Source organism: Variovorax sp. OK605, assembly GCF_900115445.1.
Lineage (GTDB): Bacteria > Pseudomonadota > Gammaproteobacteria > Burkholderiales > Burkholderiaceae_C > Variovorax.
Window position 1 is genome coordinate 313,363 of the sequence record NZ_FOWL01000008.1, and the last position, 18,857, is coordinate 332,219.

At 68.0% G+C, this 18,857-nt stretch carries 18 protein-coding genes; 12 read left to right on the top strand and 6 right to left on the bottom strand.

From position 1 onward, the window contains the following. Positions 1-106: 106 nt before the first annotated feature. On the top strand, positions 107-1,054 hold the full coding sequence (locus BM013_RS22280) for a LysR family transcriptional regulator (RefSeq protein ID WP_093129819.1): 948 nt from the start codon (positions 107-109) through the stop codon (positions 1,052-1,054). A 19-nt stretch (positions 1,055-1,073) separates the two neighbouring features. Here BM013_RS22280 and BM013_RS22285 read toward each other — a convergent pair whose 3' ends face one another. Further along, on the bottom strand, positions 1,074-1,709 hold the full coding sequence (locus tag BM013_RS22285; protein ID WP_093129820.1) for a YqhA family protein: 636 nt from the start codon (positions 1,707-1,709) through the stop codon (positions 1,074-1,076). A gap of 156 nt (positions 1,710-1,865) precedes the next feature. Between BM013_RS22285 and acs the strand changes: the two genes are divergently transcribed. Beyond that, positions 1,866-3,863: an acetate--CoA ligase gene (acs, locus tag BM013_RS22290; protein WP_093129821.1), complete on the top strand. Its 1,998-nt coding sequence runs from the start codon at positions 1,866-1,868 to the stop codon at positions 3,861-3,863. A 152-nt stretch (positions 3,864-4,015) separates the two neighbouring features. Next, entirely contained in the window at positions 4,016-4,516 is a 501-nt protein-coding gene (locus BM013_RS22295; RefSeq protein ID WP_093129960.1) for a Signal transduction histidine kinase, read from the top strand. 45 nt (positions 4,517-4,561) lie between these two features. Here the strand turns inward: BM013_RS22295 and BM013_RS22300 are convergent, their stop codons facing one another. Beyond that, positions 4,562-4,876 (bottom strand): c-type cytochrome, encoded by a 315-nt coding sequence (locus BM013_RS22300; protein ID WP_093129822.1) that lies wholly within the window; start codon positions 4,874-4,876, stop codon positions 4,562-4,564. 106 nt (positions 4,877-4,982) lie between these two features. Here BM013_RS22300 and BM013_RS22305 point away from each other — a divergent pair, with 106 nt between their 5' ends. Next, on the top strand, positions 4,983-5,237 hold the full coding sequence (locus BM013_RS22305) for a TIGR04438 family Trp-rich protein (protein WP_093129823.1): 255 nt from the start codon (positions 4,983-4,985) through the stop codon (positions 5,235-5,237). 73 nt (positions 5,238-5,310) lie between these two features. Here BM013_RS22305 and ilvD read toward each other — a convergent pair whose 3' ends face one another. Continuing rightward, positions 5,311-7,005 carry a dihydroxy-acid dehydratase gene (gene ilvD, locus BM013_RS22310; RefSeq protein WP_093129824.1) on the bottom strand — a complete coding sequence of 565 codons (1,695 nt, stop codon included), beginning with the start codon at positions 7,003-7,005 and terminating at the stop codon, positions 5,311-5,313. A 139-nt stretch (positions 7,006-7,144) separates the two neighbouring features. Between ilvD and BM013_RS22315 the strand changes: the two genes are divergently transcribed. The 8 genes from BM013_RS22315 (at position 7,145) to BM013_RS22350 (ending at position 15,073) form a co-directional block, all read left to right on the top strand. Then, the gene (locus BM013_RS22315; protein WP_093129825.1) at positions 7,145-8,137 is read left to right on the top strand and encodes a LysR family transcriptional regulator; all 993 of its coding nucleotides are present in this window, start codon (positions 7,145-7,147) and stop codon (positions 8,135-8,137) included. Between the two features lie 34 nt (positions 8,138-8,171). Beyond that, positions 8,172-8,441 carry a hypothetical protein gene (locus BM013_RS22320; protein WP_093129826.1) on the top strand — a complete coding sequence of 90 codons (270 nt, stop codon included), beginning with the start codon at positions 8,172-8,174 and terminating at the stop codon, positions 8,439-8,441. A gap of 58 nt (positions 8,442-8,499) precedes the next feature. Continuing rightward, complete coding sequence (gene lgt, locus BM013_RS22325) at positions 8,500-9,330, top strand: prolipoprotein diacylglyceryl transferase (RefSeq protein ID WP_093129827.1); 831 nt, start codon at positions 8,500-8,502, stop codon at positions 9,328-9,330. A gap of 126 nt (positions 9,331-9,456) precedes the next feature. Continuing rightward, positions 9,457-10,125, top strand: coding sequence for a GntR family transcriptional regulator (locus BM013_RS22330; protein WP_093129828.1), 669 nt, complete (start codon positions 9,457-9,459; stop codon positions 10,123-10,125). A 49-nt stretch (positions 10,126-10,174) separates the two neighbouring features. Beyond that, positions 10,175-11,641: a malonyl-CoA decarboxylase gene (locus tag BM013_RS22335; RefSeq protein ID WP_093129829.1), complete on the top strand. Its 1,467-nt coding sequence runs from the start codon at positions 10,175-10,177 to the stop codon at positions 11,639-11,641. Between the two features lie 86 nt (positions 11,642-11,727). After that, positions 11,728-12,714 (top strand): Bug family tripartite tricarboxylate transporter substrate binding protein, encoded by a 987-nt coding sequence (locus BM013_RS22340; RefSeq protein WP_093129830.1) that lies wholly within the window; start codon positions 11,728-11,730, stop codon positions 12,712-12,714. Beyond that, positions 12,711-13,505 (top strand): enoyl-CoA hydratase/isomerase family protein, encoded by a 795-nt coding sequence (locus BM013_RS22345; RefSeq protein ID WP_093129831.1) that lies wholly within the window; start codon positions 12,711-12,713, stop codon positions 13,503-13,505. Before BM013_RS22340 ends, BM013_RS22345 begins: the two co-directional genes overlap by 4 nt. Positions 13,506-13,534: 29 nt before the next feature. Beyond that, entirely contained in the window at positions 13,535-15,073 is a 1,539-nt protein-coding gene (locus tag BM013_RS22350; protein ID WP_093129832.1) for a malonate--CoA ligase, read from the top strand. Positions 15,074-15,079: 6 nt separating this feature from the next. Here the strand turns inward: BM013_RS22350 and BM013_RS22355 are convergent, their stop codons facing one another. From BM013_RS22355 to BM013_RS22365, 3 genes are all read right to left on the bottom strand, one after another. Then, positions 15,080-16,534, bottom strand: coding sequence for a serine hydrolase (locus tag BM013_RS22355; RefSeq protein ID WP_093129833.1), 1,455 nt, complete (start codon positions 16,532-16,534; stop codon positions 15,080-15,082). A gap of 64 nt (positions 16,535-16,598) precedes the next feature. Further along, positions 16,599-17,654 (bottom strand): phenylacetaldoxime dehydratase family protein, encoded by a 1,056-nt coding sequence (locus BM013_RS22360; protein WP_093129834.1) that lies wholly within the window; start codon positions 17,652-17,654, stop codon positions 16,599-16,601. Positions 17,655-17,682: 28 nt separating this feature from the next. Next, positions 17,683-18,687: a carbon-nitrogen hydrolase family protein gene (locus tag BM013_RS22365; protein WP_093129835.1), complete on the bottom strand. Its 1,005-nt coding sequence runs from the start codon at positions 18,685-18,687 to the stop codon at positions 17,683-17,685. Positions 18,688-18,857 lie beyond the last annotated feature (170 nt).

Here is an 18,857-nt window from a genome sequence, read left to right on the forward strand (position 1 = left end):
AAACGAAAGGACCGAAGGGATCGGATGCGATGAACCGCATCTTAGGTTTCTGATTTCGAAAGAAATACCTCGATTTGCGCGCTTGTTTATTTCTAAAATCGTTCGAATGGACCGATTGAATGCAATGCGCGTGTTCGTGAACGTGGTCGATGCGGGCAGCCTTTCGGCCGCGGCCGACAAGCTCGACCTGTCGCGCCCCGTGGTCACGCGTTACGTGGCCGAGCTGGAGCAATGGACCGGCGCGCGCCTGCTGCACCGCACGACGCGCCGCCTGAGCCTCACCGCCGCCGGCGAGGAGCTGCTGCCGCGCTGCCGGCAGGTGCTGGAGCTCACGGGCGACATGCAGGCCGCGGTGCGGCACCCGGCCGAGGCGCCGCGCGGGCAGTTGCGCATCACGGCCAGCACCTCGTTCGCGCAGGCGCAACTGGCCGATGCGGTGGCCGACTATGTGCGGCTGTATCCGGGCGTGGCGGTCGACCTGGTGCTGCTCGACCGCGCGGTGAACCTGGTGGACGAGCGCATCGACCTGGCCATTCGCGTGGCCGCCGAGATCGACCCCAACCTCATCGCGCGGCGGCTCACCGACTGCCGTTCGGTCGTGTGCGCCTCACCGGGCTACCTGAAGGAGCACGGCCAGCCGCTGCGGGTGGAAGAGCTGGCGCAGCGCAACTGCCTCACGCATTCGTACTTCGGGCGCAGCCTGTGGAACTTCACGCGCAAGGACACGGGGGAGCCGGCCTCGGTGGCCGTGGGCGGCAACGTCTCGGCCAACGATGCTGCGAGCCTCATGTACCTGGCCCGCGCGGGGGCCGGCGTTGCGATGCTGCCGACCTACCTGGCGGCGCCGCTGCTGCAGGCGGGGGAGCTGGTGCGGTTGTTCGGCGATTTCGAGCCGCAGGTGGTGGGCATGTACGCGGTGTATGCCTCGCGCAAGCACATGCCGGCCACGCTGCGCACGATGCTCGACTTTCTGGCTGGGCGCTTCACCGAAGTGCCGGCCTGGGATATGACGGGCGTGCCGGGCGTGCCGGGCGTGCCGCGCGCCGTGGGGTAGGGCGCGCGGGCTTTTTCCGTCAGTGAGGCGCGCCGCCGTGCGAAGCGTTCGCGGTCATCAGCTTGTCGGTGTACGCAATGGCGATGGCCGAGAACAGGAAGGTGATGTGGATCACCGTCTGCGCAATCAGCACGCGGTCGGTGTAGTTGTCCGCGTTGATGAAGGTCTTGAGCAGGTGGATCGAGCTGATGCCGATGATGGCGGTGGCCAGCTTCACCTTGAGCACCGAGGCGTTCACGTGGCTCAGCCACTCGGGCTGGTCGCGGTGGCCTTCCAGGTTCATGCGGCTCACGAAGGTCTCGTAGCCGCCCACGATCACCATGATGAGCAGGTTGGAGATCATCACCACGTCGATCAGCGCCAGCACCACCAGCATGATGACCGTCTCGTTCAGCGCGCCGACCGGGGCGGTGGTCTTGTAGCCGATGCTGGTGATCAGCGCCTGCAGGGCGGTCTGGCTGCCGAACGCGGCCTCCACCAGGTGCAGCAGTTCGACCAGGAAGTGAACCACATACACCGCTTGCGCCACGATCAGGCCCAGGTACAAGGGCAGTTGCAGCCAGCGGCTCGCAAAGATCAGCTTGGGCAACGGTCCCATGGGCACGGTCCGGCGGATGGGCGGGTTCAGAGGATCGAAAGGATCTGGAGCGGACATCGGTAGGGTGGTCGTGGAGGACGAAGGATTTTAGGGGTGGCCCCGTGTCGCACTCGTGATAACCCTGCGAACTAACATCGGACCTTCGACCCTCGTCAGTGACCCGTAAGTGCGGCCGCCGACATTACGGCCGCATCCATCCAGGAGACAAAGAGCATGAGCAGCGCATCCAAGAACATTGAATCCGTCCTGGTCGAGAACCGCGTGTTCCCGCCCGACGCCCGCGCCACCGAAGGCGCCCGCATTTCCGGCATGGCCGCCTACGAGGCCCTGTGCAAGGAAGCCGAGCAGGACGTCGAAGGGTTCTGGACCCGCCTGGCCAAGGGCAACCTGCAGTGGACCAAGCCCTTCACCAAGACGCTCGACGAGTCGAAGGCCCCGTTCTACGAATGGTTCGGCGACGGCGAACTCAACGCCAGCGCCAACTGCCTCGACAGGCACATCGGCACCCCGGTCGAGAACAAGACCGCGATCGTCTTCGAAGCCGATGACGGCAGCGTCACCAACGTCACCTACAAGGAACTGCTTGCCCGCGTGAGCCAGTTCGCCAACGCGCTCAAGGCCGACGGCATCAAGAAGGGCGACCGCGTCATCATCTACATGCCGATGACGGTCGAGGGCGTCATCGCCATGCAGGCCTGCGCGCGCATCGGCGCCACGCACAGCGTGGTGTTCGGCGGCTTCTCCGCCAAGGCGCTGCAGGAGCGCATCATCGACGCGGGCGCGGTGGCGGTCATCACGGCCAACTACCAGCTGCGCGGCGGCAAGGAACTGCCGCTGAAGGCCATCGTGGACGACGGCATCGCGCTGGGCGGCTGCGAGTCGATCAAGACCGTGTTCGTCTACGAGCGCACGCCCACCGCGTGGACGCGCGTCGAGGGCCGTGACAAGACCTTTGCCGAAGCGCTGAAGGGCCAGAGCACAGACTGCCCGCCCGTGCCCGTGAACGCCGAGCACCCGCTGTTCATCCTCTACACCTCGGGCTCCACCGGCAAGCCCAAGGGCGTGCAGCACGCCACCGGCGGCTACCTGCTGTGGGCCAAGCTCACGATGGACTGGACCTTCGACATCAAGCCCGAAGACGTGTTCTGGTGCACCGCCGACATCGGCTGGATCACCGGCCACACCTACGTCGCCTATGGCCCGCTCGCGGCCGGTGCCACGCAGGTGGTTTTCGAGGGCATCCCGACCTTCCCGCACGCGGGCCGCTTCTGGCAGATGATCGAGAAGCACAAGGTCAGCGTGTTCTACACGGCGCCCACCGCCATTCGCTCGCTCATCAAGGCGGCCGAGGGCGACGAGAAGGTGCACCCGAAGAACTGGGACCTTACGAGCCTGCGCATCCTGGGTTCGGTCGGCGAGCCGATCAACCCCGAGGCCTGGATGTGGTACCACCGCAATATCGGCGGTGAGCGCTGCCCCATCGTCGACACCTTCTGGCAGACCGAAACGGGCGGCCACGTCATCACGCCGCTGCCGGGCGCCACGCCGCTGGTGCCGGGTTCGTGCACGCTGCCGCTGCCGGGCATCATGGCCGCCATCGTCGACGAGACCGGCAAGGACCTGCCCAACGGCGCGGGCGGCATGCTGGTCATCAAGCGGCCCTGGCCCTCGATGATCCGCACGATCTGGAACGACCCCGAGCGCTTCAAGAAGAGCTACTTCCCCGAGGAAATGGGCGGCACGATCTACCTGGCCGGCGACGGCGCCGTGCGCAGCGAAGACCGCGGCTACTTCCGCATCACGGGCCGCATCGACGACGTGCTGAACGTGTCGGGCCACCGGCTGGGCACGATGGAGATCGAGTCGGCGCTGGTGTCCAAGACCGACCTCGTGGCCGAAGCCGCGGTGGTGGGCCGGCCCGACGACGTGACGGGCGAGGCGGTGTGCGCCTTCGTCGTGCTCAAGCGCGCCCGCCCGACCGGCGAGGAAGCCAAGCAGATCGCCAACGAGCTGCGCAACTGGGTCGCCAAGGAAATCGGCCCGATCGCCAAGCCCAAGGACATCCGCTTCGGCGACAACCTGCCCAAGACGCGCAGCGGCAAGATCATGCGGCGCCTGCTGCGCAGCATCGCCAAGGGCGAGGCCATCACGCAGGACACCTCGACGCTGGAGAACCCGGCCATCCTGGAGCAGCTTTCCGAAAAGCTCTGAGCCCGCAGCCGCTGTAGGACGTGGCCGTTAATGCGGCCATCTGCGCCGAACCGGCCGCTTCGCTGAGGTAAAACCATCGCATTCACCGTGCGCCGCCATGCGCGCGGTCGATTGCGTTTGCGATGTGTTCGATCTTTCCGAAGGAGGCCTCCATGGGCGTGAGATCCGCTTTTCTTTTCGTCATCGTGCTGCTCATCGCGGCGCTGGCCGCGCTGAACTGGGGCGCGCTGTCGGCGCCGTCCGAGGTGTGGCTGGGCTTCATGACGGTCACGGCCCCGCTGGGGCTGATCATGCTGGGCCTCACCGTGGTGCTGGCCGCGTTCTTCCTGGTGTACGTGCTGTACCTGCACAGCTCGGTGCTGATGGACACCAAGCGCCACACGAAGGAAATGCAGGTGCAGCGCGACCTGGCCGACAAGGCCGAGGCCTCGCGCTTCACGGAGTTGCGCAACTTCCTCGAAGCGCAGGAGAACAAGCACATGGCGCAGAACGCCGATGGCCAGGCGGTGCTGCTGGCGCGGCTCGACCAGCTCGAGACCGCGGTCCGCCTGCGCTCCGACCAGACCGACAACACCGTGGCCGCGCACATCGGCCAGCTCGAGGACCGCATCGAGCGCCGGCCGCTGCCGGTGGACATCAACCCGCAGGCGTGAGGCCCGTACCAGTGGCGCGCGCAAGGCGCGCGGCGCCTGGGTTGGTTACTTCGTCGACAGCACCCAGGCCGCCAGCTTCTTCGCGTCGGCTTCGCTGACCTGGTTGTTCGCCGGCATCGGCACCGGTCCCCACACACCGGAGCCGCCCTTCATGATCTTGCTGGCGAGCTTGTCGGCCGCGCCCTTGTCGTCCTTGTACTTCGCGGCCACGTCCTTGAACGACGGCCCGAGCACCTTGCGCTCGACCGCGTGACAGCTCATGCAGTTCTTCGACGTCGCCAGCGCCAGGTCGGCGAAGGCGGGCGCGGCGAGTGCCGCAAGGCCGAGGCCCAGGGCTGCCGTCAACAGGACTCTTTTCATGGGGATGTATTTCGTAAGGGCTGAGTTACATTCGACTCAACGCGATTGTAGGTAGCGCCGTGCACGGCGTACGCATGCGTGCCTTTACAACCCGAAGGGATTCGCAATGTGGTTTCTGGCGTTGGGCCTGCTTGGACTGGGCCTCAAGTATTTCGAAATAGGCATGGTCGCCGGCTGGAGCTGGTGGATCGTGCTGACCCCGTTCGCCATGGCCGTGGCTTGGTGGGCCTGGGCCGACTCGTCGGGCTACACCAAGCGCCGGGTCATGGAGCGGGAAGAGCGGCGCAAGCAGGACCGCATCGACCGCCAGAAGACCAACATGGGCATGAAGACCAGCAACGGCCAGCGCCCGCGCCGCTGAACCGCCTGTTCTTCACCCGCATGGCGCGCCGGTTCCGCAAGGTCCCGGGCGCCTGGCCTGATGCCTCCGCCGATCAGAACTTGTCGAGCACGGCGCCCGAGCTGGCGCTCGATGCGTTGAACGCGAACTTGGCCTGCACGCCGCGCGTGTAGCGCGGTGCCGGTGCCTTCCAGCCTTCGCGGCGCTTGGCGATCTCGGCCTCGGGCACGTTCAGCTCCAGCTTCAGGTCGTGCGCGTCGATGGTGATCGAGTCGCCTTCGTTCACGAAGGCGATGGTGCCGCCGGCCGCAGCTTCAGGTGCCACGTGGCCCACCACCATGCCCCAGGTGCCGCCCGAGAAGCGGCCGTCGGTGATCAGGCCCACGCTCTCGCCCAGGCCCGCGCCGATCAGCGCGCCCGTGGGCGCCAGCATTTCCGGCATGCCCGGGCCGCCCTTGGGGCCCAGGTAGCGCAGCACCATCACGTCGCCGGCCACGATCTTGCCGGCCAGGATGGCGGCCAGCGCCGACTGTTCGTCGTCGAACACGCGCGCCGGGCCGGTGATGACCGGGTTCTTCAGGCCGGTGATCTTGGCCACGGCGCCTTCGGGCGACAGGTTGCCCTTCAGGATGGCCAGGTGGCCTTCGGCGTACATGGGCTTGTCGATCGGGCGGATCACGTCCTGGTCGGCACGCGGCACGTCCGGCACGTCGGCCAGCACTTCCGCGATGGTCTGGCCGCTGATGGTGATGCAGTCGCCGTGCAGCAGGCCGGCCTTCAGCAGCACCTTCATCACTTGCGGAATGCCGCCGGCCTGGTGCAGGTCGACCGCGAGGTACTTGCCCGAGGGCTTCAGGTCGCACAGCACCGGCACCTTCTTGCGCATGCGCTCGAAGTCGTCGATGGTCCACTCGACCTCGGCCGCATGGGCAATGGCCAGGAAGTGCAGCACCGCGTTGGTCGAGCCGCCCGTGGCCATGATCACGGCCACGGCGTTCTCGATGGCCTTCTTGGTCACGATGTCGCGCGGCTTCAGGTCCTTCTTGATGGCCTCGATCAGCACCTTGGCCGATTCCTTGGCCGAGTTGGCCTTCTCGTCGTGCGGGTTGGCCATGGTCGAGGAGTAGGGCAGCGAGATGCCCAGCGCCTCGAACGCGCTGGACATGGTGTTGGCCGTGTACATGCCGCCGCACGAGCCGGTGCCGGGAATGGCGCGCTTCTCGATCTCGTGCAGGTCCTCGTCGCTCATGTTGCCGGCGGCGTTCTGGCCCACGGCCTCGAACACGCTCACGATGTTCAGGTCCTGGCCCTTGTAGCGGCCCGGCAGGATGGTGCCGCCGTACACGTAGATGGCCGGCACGTTGGCGCGCAGCATGCCCATCAGGCCGCCGGGCATGTTCTTGTCGCAGCCGCCGACCACCAGCACGCCGTCCATCCACTGGCCGCCCACGCAGGTCTCGATGCAGTCGGAGATCACCTCGCGGCTCACCAGCGAGTACTTCATGCCTTCGGTGCCCATGGCCATGCCATCGGAGATGGTGGGGGTGCCGAACACCTGCGCGTTGCCGCCGGCTTCCTCGATGCCCGCGATGGCCGCGTCGGCCAGCTTCTGCAGGCCCGAGTTGCAGGGCGTGATGGTGCTGTGGCCGTTGGCGACGCCGACCATCGGCTTCTTGAAGTCGCTTTCCTCGTAGCCCATGGCGTAGAACATGGAGCGGTTGGGCGCGCGGCTCTTGCCTTCGACGATGTTGGCGCTGCGGCGATTGATCTGGATCGGTTTGGTGTCCATGGTGCTTCTTCTGTCGTGGGGTGTGGGGAATCGCGGGAGATCGCGGGCGAACGTGGGCGAACGCGACGGAGGTCAAGTATCGGACTTCTGATTGATTGGTTCCAATCCGATTTTCGATACGCATTGATATGCTCGGCATATGAAAGAAAGCCTGATCGACCTGCGGGCCTGGCGCCAGTTCGTGGCCGTGGCCGAGGAACTGCACTTCGGCCGCGCCGCGCTGCGCCTGCACATGACGCAGCCGCCCGTCACGCAGGCCATTGCGCAACTGGAGAAGACGCTGGGCGTGGTGCTGTTCGACCGCACGCGGCGGCGCGTGGCGCTCACGCCGGCCGGCGAGGCCTTGCTGCCCGACGTGCGCGAACTGCTGGCCCGCGCGCAGGCGCTGCCGGCCAGGGCGCGCGCGGCGGCGGCGGGGCAGGTGGGGCGCGTGCGCATCGGCTTCGTGTCGACCGTCGGCTTCGAGCAGTTGCCGGCCTGGGTGCGCGAATTTCGCGTGCTGTGCCCCGAGGTGGCGCTCGAACTGGTCGAGGCCACGGGCGACGTGCAGCTCGAAGCCTTCGCGCGCGGCGAGATCGACGCCGGCCTGATGCTGCATTCGCCCGGCGCCGCGCCGCCGGGGCTCGCGCGGCTCGCGGTCTCGCAAGAGCCGCTGGTGCTCGCGCTGCCGGCGCAGCATGCGCTGGCCCGTGCACCCGCGCTGCTGCTGGCCGACGTGCTGGCCGAGCCGCTGGTGATCTTTCCGCGCCGCATCGTGCCGTCGCTGCACGACGCCATCTTCGACCTGTACCACGCGGCCGGGCGCGCGCCGCAGCTCGGGCAGGAGGCGATCCAGATGCAGACCATCGTCAACCTCGTCTCGGGCGGCATCGGCGTGGCCTGGGTGCCAGAGAGCGTCACGCAGTTCCGGCGCGCAGGCGTGGTGTACCGCCGCGCCGCGGAGTTCGCGCCGGCCGCGCGGCGCCGCAGTGCGCCGGTGCTGCCGTCCTGCGAGACCAGCCTGGTGTGGCCCGAGGAGGCGGCCAACCCGGCGCTGGCGCGCTTCGTGGCCTTCGTGCGCGAGCGCGGACAGGAGGGCGGACAGGGGCGCGGACGTGGGGACGTCAGCGAAGGCAAGACGCCCGCGCATTGATCCGGCAAGATGCTTCCCCTGGAGGAAAGCGCGTATGCACACGATCATGGTGATGGGCGGCGGCTTCGTGCTGCTGGCGGTGTTCCTTCTGGCCGCGCGCCTCAGGGGCGACGGCTCGGCGCTCACGCTGGCTTCGGCCGCCAAGTGGTTCATTCCGGCGTGGTTCATCGGCGCGGCCATCAACATGGCGGTGGGCGTGCTCACGGCCGGGTATTCGGTGGCCGACGAGTTGCCGATCTTCCTGCTGATCTTCGCGGTGCCCGCGGTGGTGGCCAGGCTGCTGTGGTGGAAGTGGGGACGCTAGCTTTCGGCTGAATATCCCCGACCCTGCCTCGACATCCGGGGCGGGCACAATCTGCGCCATGCTCATGTATCCGCAGATCAATCCCATCGCCCTGCAGCTCGGGCCGGTGGCCATTCACTGGTACGGCCTGACCTACCTGGCCGCGTTTGCGCTGTTCTATTTCCTCGGCACGCGGCGCCTGCGGCACGAGCCGTACCGCTCGCTGGTAGGCGCGGGCGCCTGGCAGCGCAAGGACATCGAGGACATTCTTTTCCTCGGCGTGATGGGCGTCATCGTCGGCGGGCGGCTCGGCTACTGCCTGTTCTACAAGCCCGAGTTCTACCTGACGCATCCGCTCGAAATCCTCTATGTGTGGCAGGGCGGCATGAGCTTCCATGGCGGGCTGCTCGGGGTGATCGGCGCGATGGTGTGGTTCTCGCATTCGCGCGCACGCCCGTTCTGGCAGGTGATGGACTTCGTCTCGCCCTGCGTGCCGACCGGCCTGGCCGCCGGCCGCGTGGGCAACTTCATCAACGGCGAACTCTGGGGCCGCTTCAGCAGCCCCGACCTGCCTTGGGGCATGGTGTTTCCGCAGAGCGGCTCGATGCTGCCGCGCCACCCCTCGCAGGTCTACCAGTTCCTGCTCGAAGGCCTGCTGCTGTTCGCGGTGATGTGGCTCTACGCGCGCAAGGAGCGCGAGCAGGGGCAGGTGGCCTCGGTGTTCCTGATCGGCTACGGTGTGCTGCGCTTCGTGGCCGAGTACTTCCGCGAGCCCGACGATTTCCTCGGCCTGCGCGCGCTCAGCCTGAGCCAGGGCCAGTGGCTCAGCGTGCCGATGGTCATCGCCGGCATCGCGCTGTGGTTCTGGTTCGGCCGCAACGGCACCAAGACGACCACCGCACGCGCTTGATTCCTTAGTTCGCAGGGTAAGTCCCAGCCGCGCACGGGGTGCGCGGCCCTTTGCGCCGCATCGCGGGCAGGCTCAGAATTACGCGTAATTACAGGAAATTACGCGGTTCTCGCTCTGACGATCCCCATGCGCCTGGTCCCCAACTCCCTGCACGACGAAGTCGCCGCCACCCTGCGCGAGCAGATCTTCGACGGCACCCTGGCGCCCGGCAGCTTCGTGGACGAGGCCGCGCTGTGCGAGCGTCTCTCCATCTCCCGCACGCCGCTGCGCGAAGCGCTCAAGGTGCTCACCGCCGAAGGCCTGCTGCGGCACGAGCCGCGCCGCGGCTGCTTCGTCAACGAGGTCACCGAGCGCGACCTCGACGAGATCTTTCCCGTCATCGCCTTGCTCGAAGGCCGCTGCGCCTACGAGGCCGCGCGCAACGCGAGCGACGCCGAACTGCACGAGCTCGACGCGCTGCACGAGCGGCTGGTGCGCCATGCCAAGGCGCGGCGCATCAACGACTACTACGCCACCAACCACATCATTCACGAGGCGATCATCCAGCTCGCCGACAACAGGTGGCTGGCCCAAGTGATCGGCGACCTGCGCAAGATACTGAAGCTCGCGCGGCTGCAGCAGCTGCATGCGCCGGGGCGGCTCGAGCAGAGCCTGTCGGAGCACCTGGCCGTGTTCGCGGCGCTCAAGGCCCGCGACAGCGAAGGCGCCGACGCCGCCATGCGCACGCACATGACGCGCCAGCGCGAGGCGCTGCGCGAAGTCATGCGCCAGCAGAAATCCAGGGTGATGTCGTGACGACCGTGCGCCGCGCCATGCCCGTTCTCCCCAGCATTGGAGTGTCCCGATGAGTGCGACCGAATGGTTCCAGGCGCGGCTGCGTTCTGGCGAAAAGTCCAAGGTGCCGGTGGCGCCCGAAGCGGCCGCCAAGGGCGTGCCGAAGAACGCGCCCAAGCCCAGCGTGCGCACGACCGCCGAGCGCCTGCAGGTCACGCTGCGCAAGGCCGACGAGGCGCTGTCGCCGCGCGCGCTGCGCCGCGTGCTGGCCGACCTTCAGGCCGTGATCGATCCGCGCGTGAGCGAGGTCGAGGGCGGGCGCCGCGCGCACGCCATCGCCGATGCCTACCGCGCCGCGCCGGCCGAGGAGCGCCGCGACTACTGGGCGCTCATGAGCGAGCATTTCGCGGCCGACGGGCAAAAGCTCAAGGCGGCCCGCGACCAGCACCAGAGCGCCGTCGGCACGCCCGACGAAGGGCAGGCCGAGTCGCGCCTGCGCCGCGCGCTGGTGTCGCCGCGCATGCGGCTGCTGCAACGCTTCGCGGTGGAGCCCGAAGGCATGCGCTTCCTGGTCGACCTGCGCGCCGACCTGCTGCCCAACCTGAAGGCCGACAAGCGCCTGCTCGCGCTCGACGCCGAGCTCGAGCACCTGTTCTCCACCTGGTTCGACGTGGCCTTCCTCGAGCTGCGCCGCATCGACTGGGATTCGCCGGCCTCGCTGATCGAGAAGCTCATCCGCTACGAGGCGGTGCACGACATCAAGAGCTGGTCCGACGTGAAGAACCGTCTCGACGACAGCGACCGCCGCTGCTACGGCTTCTTCCATCCGCGGCTGCCCAACGAGCCGCTCATCTTCGTCGAGGTGGCGCTGGTCGACCGCATCAGCGACGGCATCACGCCGCTGCTCGACGAGGCCGCCGTGCCCGTGCTGCCCGCCAAGGCCACCACCGCCATCTTCTATTCGATCAGCAACACGCAGAACGGCCTGCGCGGCGTGAGCTTCGGCGACTCGCTCATCAAGCGCGTGGTCGAGACGCTGCAGGACGAACTGCCGCGCCTGAAGACCTTCGCCACGCTGTCGCCGATTCCGGGCTTTCGCACCTGGCTCGCCAAGAACGCGGCCGACCTGCTGCCGCGCCTGGACGAGAAGCGCGAGGCCGAACTCGGCCGGCTCGTCGGCTCGCTGCCGCCCACCGCCGAGCGCCTGCTCGCGGCGCTCGATGCGGCCACCGTCTTCGACGCCAGGTCGCCGCTGCGGCAATGGCTCATGCAGGCCGCCGCCGAGTACCTCGGCCGCGCGCTGGTCGACGGCACGCCGGCCGACCCGGTCGCGCGCTTCCACCTGGGCAACGGCGCCCGCGTGGAGCGCCTGAACTGGGCGGGCGATCCGTCGCCCAAGGGGCACAAGCAGTCTTACGGGCTGATGGTCAACTACCTCTACGACCTCAAGCGACTGGACAAACACCGCACCTGGCTGGCCGACGGCAAGGTGGCTGTATCGGGAGACATCGAAAGCCTGTACTTCAAAAAAGGCTGAGGGGCGTTCGCAGGCCGGCAGCAGCGCGAGCGCATGCCGGCGGCCGCATCGGGCGGCAAAATCCACAACGACAGGAGATGAGACAGATGAACCCAGGTTTTCAACGCCGTGACGTCCTGCGCGCGGCCGCCGCCGGCGCGGCCGTTCTGTGCGGCGGCGCGCAAGCCCAGCAGGGCTGGCCCGCCAAGCCCGTGACCATGATCGTGCCGTTCCCGGCGGGCGGCGGCACCGACGCCTTCGCACGACCGCTGTCGGGGCAGTTCTCGCGGCTGACGAACCAGTCGCTCATCATCGACAACCGCGGCGGCGCCGGCGGCACGCTGGGCGCCAGCGTGGCCTCCAAGGCCTCGGCCGACGGCTACTCGCTGTTCATGGGCGCGGTGCACCACGCCATCGCGCCGTCGGTCTACCCCAAGCTCGACTACGACATCGAGAAAGACTTCGCTCCCCTCATGCTGCTGGCCAACGTGCCGCAGGTGGTGGTGGTCAACCCGAAGCGCGTGCAGGCCACCAGCATCAAGGAACTCATCGCGCTGGCCAAGCGCAGCCCGGGGCAGCTCAACTACGGCTCGGCCGGCGCGGGCACCTCGCACCACCTGGCGGGCGAGCTGTTCAAGCTGCAGACCGGCACCTTCATCACCCACATTCCGTACCGCGGCGCGGGCCCGGCGCTGGCCGACCTGATCGCCGGCAACGTCGACCTGATGTTCGACGGCCTCGGCTCCTCGGCCCAGTACATCAAGAGCGGCCGCATCAAGGCGCTGATGGTGGCCGGCAGCAAGCGCAACCCCGCGTTCCCCGACGTGCCGTGCGCCGCCGAGGTGGGCCTGCCCGAGTACACCGTGACCACCTGGTACGGCCTGTGGGCGCCGCGGCGCACGCCGGCCGACGTGCAGCCGCACATCATCGACGAGATGAAGAAGGTGCTGGCGGCCGACGACATCAAGAACATCTGGGCCCAGAACGGCTCCGAAATCCCGACCCTCACGGGCGCCGCCTACGGCAGCTTCGTGAGCGCGGAGATCAAGCGCTGGGCCACGGTGGTGAAGGCCTCGGGCGCGAAGATCGAATGAGCGCAAGCCAGGTTTCGCTGCGCTGCAAGGGCGAGGGCCGCGCCGCCGTCGCTTTCGTCACGCTGTCGAACGCGGGCCGTCTCAACGCCATGACGCGCGCCATGTGGCGCGAGCTGCGCGCCGTGTTCGACGGGCTGCGCAACGCCAGCGCGGCCGACGGCCCGCGCTGCGTGGTCGTGCGCGGGGAGGGCGGTGCCTTCTGCGCGGGCGGCGACATCTCCGAGTACCCGTCGTTCCGCTTCGAAGAGCCCAGCCTGCGCGAGTTCCACGAGAACGAAGTGTGGGCCGCGCTGCAGGCGATGCTCGACTGCCCGCTGCCGCTGGTCGCGCAGATCGAGGGCGCGTGCATGGGCGCGGGCATCGAGATTGCGAGCTGCTGCGACATCCGCCTGGCCGGTGCCTCCGCCAAGTTCGGCGCGCCCATTGCCAAGCTGGGCTTTCCGATGGCGCCGCGCGAAGCCGCGCTGGTGCATGGCGCCATCGGCGACGTGCTCGCGCGCGACATGCTGCTGGCCGCCGGCGTGCACGGCGCGCAGCGCCTGTACGACGCGGGCTTCCTGCTCACGGTGCTGCCCGACGACGAAGTGGCGCCTGCCGCGCAGGCGCATGCCACGCGCATCTCGGCACTATCGCCGCAGGCCGCGCGGCTGCACAAGCAGACCTTTGCGGCACTGCGCGCCGGCGCGCCCTCGGCCCACGGCCTGCTGCCCACGGCCTACGACTACGCCGACTCCGACGAACACCGCGAGGGCATCCACGCCTTCCTGGCCAAGCGCACCCCGAATTTCTGAACGAAGAAGAACCCGTCCGAACACAAGCAATGACGAAGACCGCCAACTCCAACCTGTTCGCCGCCCTGCGCGCGGCTTTCCCCGCCGACCTCGACAGCATTGCCGTCGAGACCGACAACGGCCTGTTCTATTCGTGGCGCGACATCGAACGCGCCAGCGCCATGATCGCCAACCTGCTCGACGCCCTGAAGCTGGAGAAGGGCGCGCGCATCGCGGTGCAGGTCGAGAAGTCGGTCGAGGCCATGCTGCTGTACCTTGCCACGCTGCGCGCGGGCTATGTGTTCCTGCCGCTGAACACGGCCTACCAGAGCGCCGAGATCGAATACTTCATCGGCAACGCCGAGCCGGCCGTGGTGGTGTGCACCAGCCGCAATGCGTCGTGGGTCGCACCGATTGCCACGGCGGCCGGCACCAAGCACGTCTTCACGCTGGACGACGACCGCACCGGCACGCTGCTCGAAGTGGCCGCGCTGTGCAGCGACCAGCACAAGGTGGCGCAGCGCAAGGCGGGCGACATGGCCGCCATCCTCTACACCAGCGGCACCACCGGCCGCAGCAAGGGCGCGATGCTCTCGCACGGCAACCTGCTGTCGAACGCCGAGGTGCTGAAGGACTACTGGGGCTGGACCGAAGGCGACGTGCTGATCCACGCGCTGCCCATCTTCCACGTGCACGGCCTGTTCGTGGCGCTGCACGGCGCGCTGCTCAACGGCAGCAAGATGCTGTGGTTCTCGAAGTTCGACCCCAAGCGCATCGTGCAGAAGCTGCCCGAGGCCACGGTGTTCATGGGCGTGCCCACGCTCTACGTGCGCCTGCTGGCCGAGGCCGGCCTCACGCGCAAGGCGGTGCGCAACATGCGCCTGTTCGTCGCGGGCTCGGCGCCGCTGCTCATCGAGACCTTCGACGAATGGCGCGAGCGCACCGGCCACACCATCCTGGAGCGCTACGGCATGAGCGAGACGGCCATGCTCACGTCCAACCCCTACAGGCCCGAGCAGGGCGAGCGCCGCGGCGGCACCGTCGGCTTTGCGCTGCCGGGCGTGCAGCTGCGCGTGCGCGACGACAGCGGGCGCGACTGCACCACCGACGAGATCGGCAACATCGAGGTCAGCGGGCCCAACGTGTTCGCCGGGTACTGGCGCATGCCAGAGAAGACCAGGGAAGAGTTCACCGCCGACGGCTTCTTCAAGACCGGCGACGTGGGCAAGATCGACGGCATGGGCTACATCACCATCGTCGGGCGCAGCAAGGACCTGATCATCAGCGGCGGCTACAACGTGTACCCGGCCGAGATCGAGGGCTACATCAACGAGATGACCGGTGTGGCCGAAAGCGCCGTGGTCGGCGTGCCGCACCCCGACTTCGGCGAGGTGGGCGTGGCCATCGTCATCGCCAAGTCGGGCGCTTCGCTCGATGCGGAGGCCATCGTGGCCGACCTGAAGTCGAGGCTCGCGAACTTCAAGATTCCCAAGCGCTGCTTCGTGGTGCCGGAGCTGCCGCGCAACACCATGGGCAAGGTGCAGAAGGCGCTGCTGCGCGCCGAGCACAAGGGGCTCTTTGCCGCCTAGCGAGGCCTAGGTTCTTGCTCCCGGCGTGCCCTCGACGCGCTGGAACACGATGTCCGCCACCGCGGGCTCGAACGGCGCCGCGATGCGGTCGATGCGGCCTTCGCGGTCGTAAAGAAAGCTCAGCGCCAGTTCGTCGGGGTGGAACTCCACCGGGCGATACGGCGTGGTGAACACGTCGTAGTGCCAGTGCGCGAGCGGGCCCGAGAAGGTGCGCCAGCGCCAGGCGAGGCCCTCGGCTTCGCGCGTGATCTCGATGGGGCCGTAGGCCGGATGCGCGTACACGCCCGCGTATTCGTCGAGTGCATGGCTGGGCTGCGTGCCGCTGCGGCGCTTGTCTTCGCGGGCGGCGCGTTCCTTCTTCTGCTGCCCGATGAATTCGCGGCGCTTCGGCATCAGGCGGGCGAACCAGTCGACAGGCTCGCGCCCGCTGACCTGGTCGAACACCGCATAGGTCAGCATCGACGTGACGACGCTGGGCGCGCGGTTGGTCAGCACCACCACGCCGGTGTGGCGCTCGGGCATCACCGTCATGAGCGTGCCCCAGCCCAGCCATGAGCCCGAATGCGAGAAGGTGCGGTCGCCGCGGTAGTTCTCGCAGAACAGGCCGAAGCCGTAGTGCGAGTCGCCGATCTCCGCGTGCTCGGAGCGGCCCATGTGCACGTGCGGCGTGCACATCTCGCGCAGCGACTTGGCGGACAGCAACTGCCGTCCGTTCACCTTGCCGTCGTCCAGCAGGAAGCGCGCCCATTTCGCGATGTCGGCCACCGACACGTTCATGCCGCCGCCGGCCGTGGTGCGTATCGGCCACAGCGGGGAGGGCGTGCATTCGTCGCTGACGATCACATGCGGGCGGGCCGCATTGCCGGCGGCGGCCAGCGCCTCGATGGTGAAGCCGAAGTCATTGAAGCCCAGCGGCGCGAGCAGGCGCTCGGTGGTGAAGTCTTCCCAGCTTCGGCCGCTGATGCGCTCCGTGACCATGCCCGCCACCATGTAGCCGAGGTTCGAATACTGGAAGGTGTCGCGCAACTCGCGGCTCGGCGCGAGGTGGCGCAGCAGCGGCATCATCTGCGCGCCGCCAAGGTCGCCGGGCATGTGCAGCCAGTCGTGGCGCGGCAGGCCGCTGCGGTGGCACAGCAGGTCGCGCACGGTGAGGCGCTCGGTGGCCAGCGCATCGTGCAGGCGGAACTCGGGAATCACCTCGCGCACCGGGCGGTTCCACTCGAGCTTGCCTTCGTCGACCAGCAGGCCCAGGCCGGCCGCGGTGAAAGACTTGGTGATGGAGCACAGCAGGAACTGCGTGTCGGGCGTCACCGGCTCCATGCCACTCATGCCGCTCATGTCGCGCACGCCGTAGCCCTGCTGCAGCACCACCTCGCCGTCGCGAATCACCGCCAGCGCCAGGCCGGGAATCTTCCACTCCTGCATCGAGGCTTCGACCAGCCTCTCGAGATCGCTCCACATGTCGGGTCCTTGCCGTTCGGGTAGGGCTCGAGATGCTAAGCCATCCCCGCCGCACGCGAGGCGTTCAGGCCATGCCGTTCATCAGCCCGCTGCGCGCGTGGCAGTTGATGTACTCGTAGCTCTGCTCGTCGGCCTTCAGCACCGACACCTCGTGGTACACGCGCAGCTGCAGCTGGAAGTTCAGCGCCTGCACGTAGCGCATGAAGCTGCCGAAGATGGCCACGTGCGTGGGGTGCGACTCGGCCCAGCGCTCCATGTCGGCCAGCGAGCGCCAGTAGCTCAGGCCGAAGGATTTCTGCAGCGGTGCGCCCTGCGCGTCGAGGTGGTGCATGTAGCGGTTGCTGTAACAGCCGATGCCCAGGCCCTGGTCGCGCAGGAAGTCCATGCCTTCGCGCAGCACGGGTTCCATGTCGTCGAGGTAGAGCGTGCGTTCCTGGCCGGTGGTGTCGGTCCACTCCTGGCCCGAGCGGATCATTGCGATGTTCTCGTGGCCCGCCACGCGCACGCGCTGGCCCGGAGCCGGCGCGCCCGCGATCACCGCGCGCGTGCCCGAAGGCGCCATCGCATCGGTCTGCGAGAGCGGGATGCGGTCGCGCATCGATCCCCAGTAGCCGTGCTCCTGCAGCTCGCCGCTGACCTCGCCCATCACCACGCCCACGCCTTCGAAGCGGTCGGGCGTGTTGAACATGGTCTCGAAGTGTTCGACGCGCGGCGACGCCACTTCGCGGAAGTAGCCCAAGCCTTCAGAGAGCCGCTCGCCGGAGCGCCACCAGGCATCGATGGCCGGCGTGGCGCACCAGCGTACGTAGGCCGCGGCGTCGCGCCAGTACGCGATGGCGATCATGTTGTCGAAGCCGTCGGCATCGACGTGGTGCGTCAGGTCGTGGTGGCCGGGACCGTCGGGCAGGGCGAAGTCGCGGGCGATCTTCATCAGCGCGGCGCAGGCGCGGCCCTGCATGGACGCGCCGCGCGACTGCACGCCGAAGTAGCCCATCACCACCTGCTTCAGTTCGGCGGGCGCGCGGGCCGACCACACGGGGTAGGGCGGCGTGTAGTCGTCTTCCACGCGGCGGTGGCGCGTGCGCGGGCACTTCAGGTGGTCGGCAATGGCGGATTCCATGGCGAAGCTCCTTTCATGTGCCCGGGGCTCAGGCCACGACCGGCTCGGCCGCGCTGCCCTCGGGCTCCGGCGTGAGCTGCACCACCACCGGCTCGCGGCGCGTCTTGTTCAGCAGCAGCTGCGTGACGTCGGGGCGCGAGTAGTGGCCGCTCGGGTCGGCCGCCGCCTTGGCGAGCGAGATCATGCCGAGGTCGATGTCGGCGATGAGCAGGCCTTCCTCGTCTTGCGCAAGCGGCGTGCCCAGCGGCGAACCGTCGGGCGCGTAGATGCGCGCATGGCCGCCGCCGGTGCCCAGCATCTGCTGCTTGCCGGCGTCGGTGCACATCAGCTCGCTCATGGCCTTCGACACCGTGGCGCAGGGCGCGATGACGAAGCAGCCGCCCTCGACCGCGTACACCTGGCTCGCGGCGTTGTTGACCTCGTGGCCCAGCGCATAGGCCGCGCCGCGGTAGAGCGAGAAGCTCGGCCACGCGCCGCAGTGGATCTGCTCGTTCTGAGAGTACATGGCGTACTTGCTGAGCGGCTGCAGGTGCTCCCAGCAGCACAGCGAGCCGATGTTGCCGATGGGCGTTTCCACCACGTGCAGGTCGGAGCCGTCGCCCTCGCCGAACACGGTGCGCTCCACGTGCGTGGGCTTGAGCTTGCGGCGCGTCTGCACCGTGTGGCCCTGGTCGTCGATGAGCGCCTGCGCAATGTAGAGGCTGCCCGCGGCCTTTTCGCTGAAGCCGAACGACAGCCAGATCTTGTGCTTGCGCGCCGCCGCCTTCAGCCGGTCGAACTCGGCCGAGCCTATGACCAGCGAGTTGTCGTGGTAGCGCTGCACGAACTGCATGCCCCAGGCCGGCGAGTCGAGCCAGATCCACCAGGGGTAGCCCGGGATCCACGTCTCAGGGAACGCGATGAGCTGCACGCCTTGCTTCGCGGCCTGCGCCATCAGGTCGATGGTCTTGTCGATGGTGCCGTCGAGGTCGAGGAACACGGGGGCGGCCTGCACGGCGGCAACGCGCAGCTTGGGGTGGACGGTGGTGGGCATGTCGGTTCTCCTGGTGCGAATGAAAGTGCAATGAAAAAGCAAGGAACGTAAGGGTCCGCGTGGCTGGCGCACCGGGTTTGCGCTGTGGCATGCGGGTTGCTTGAAGCGTAGATTCGCGCCGCCGGAATGGCTTGACCCGGATTGGCGGCGTTCTTGTTCCAGCGTTGCAT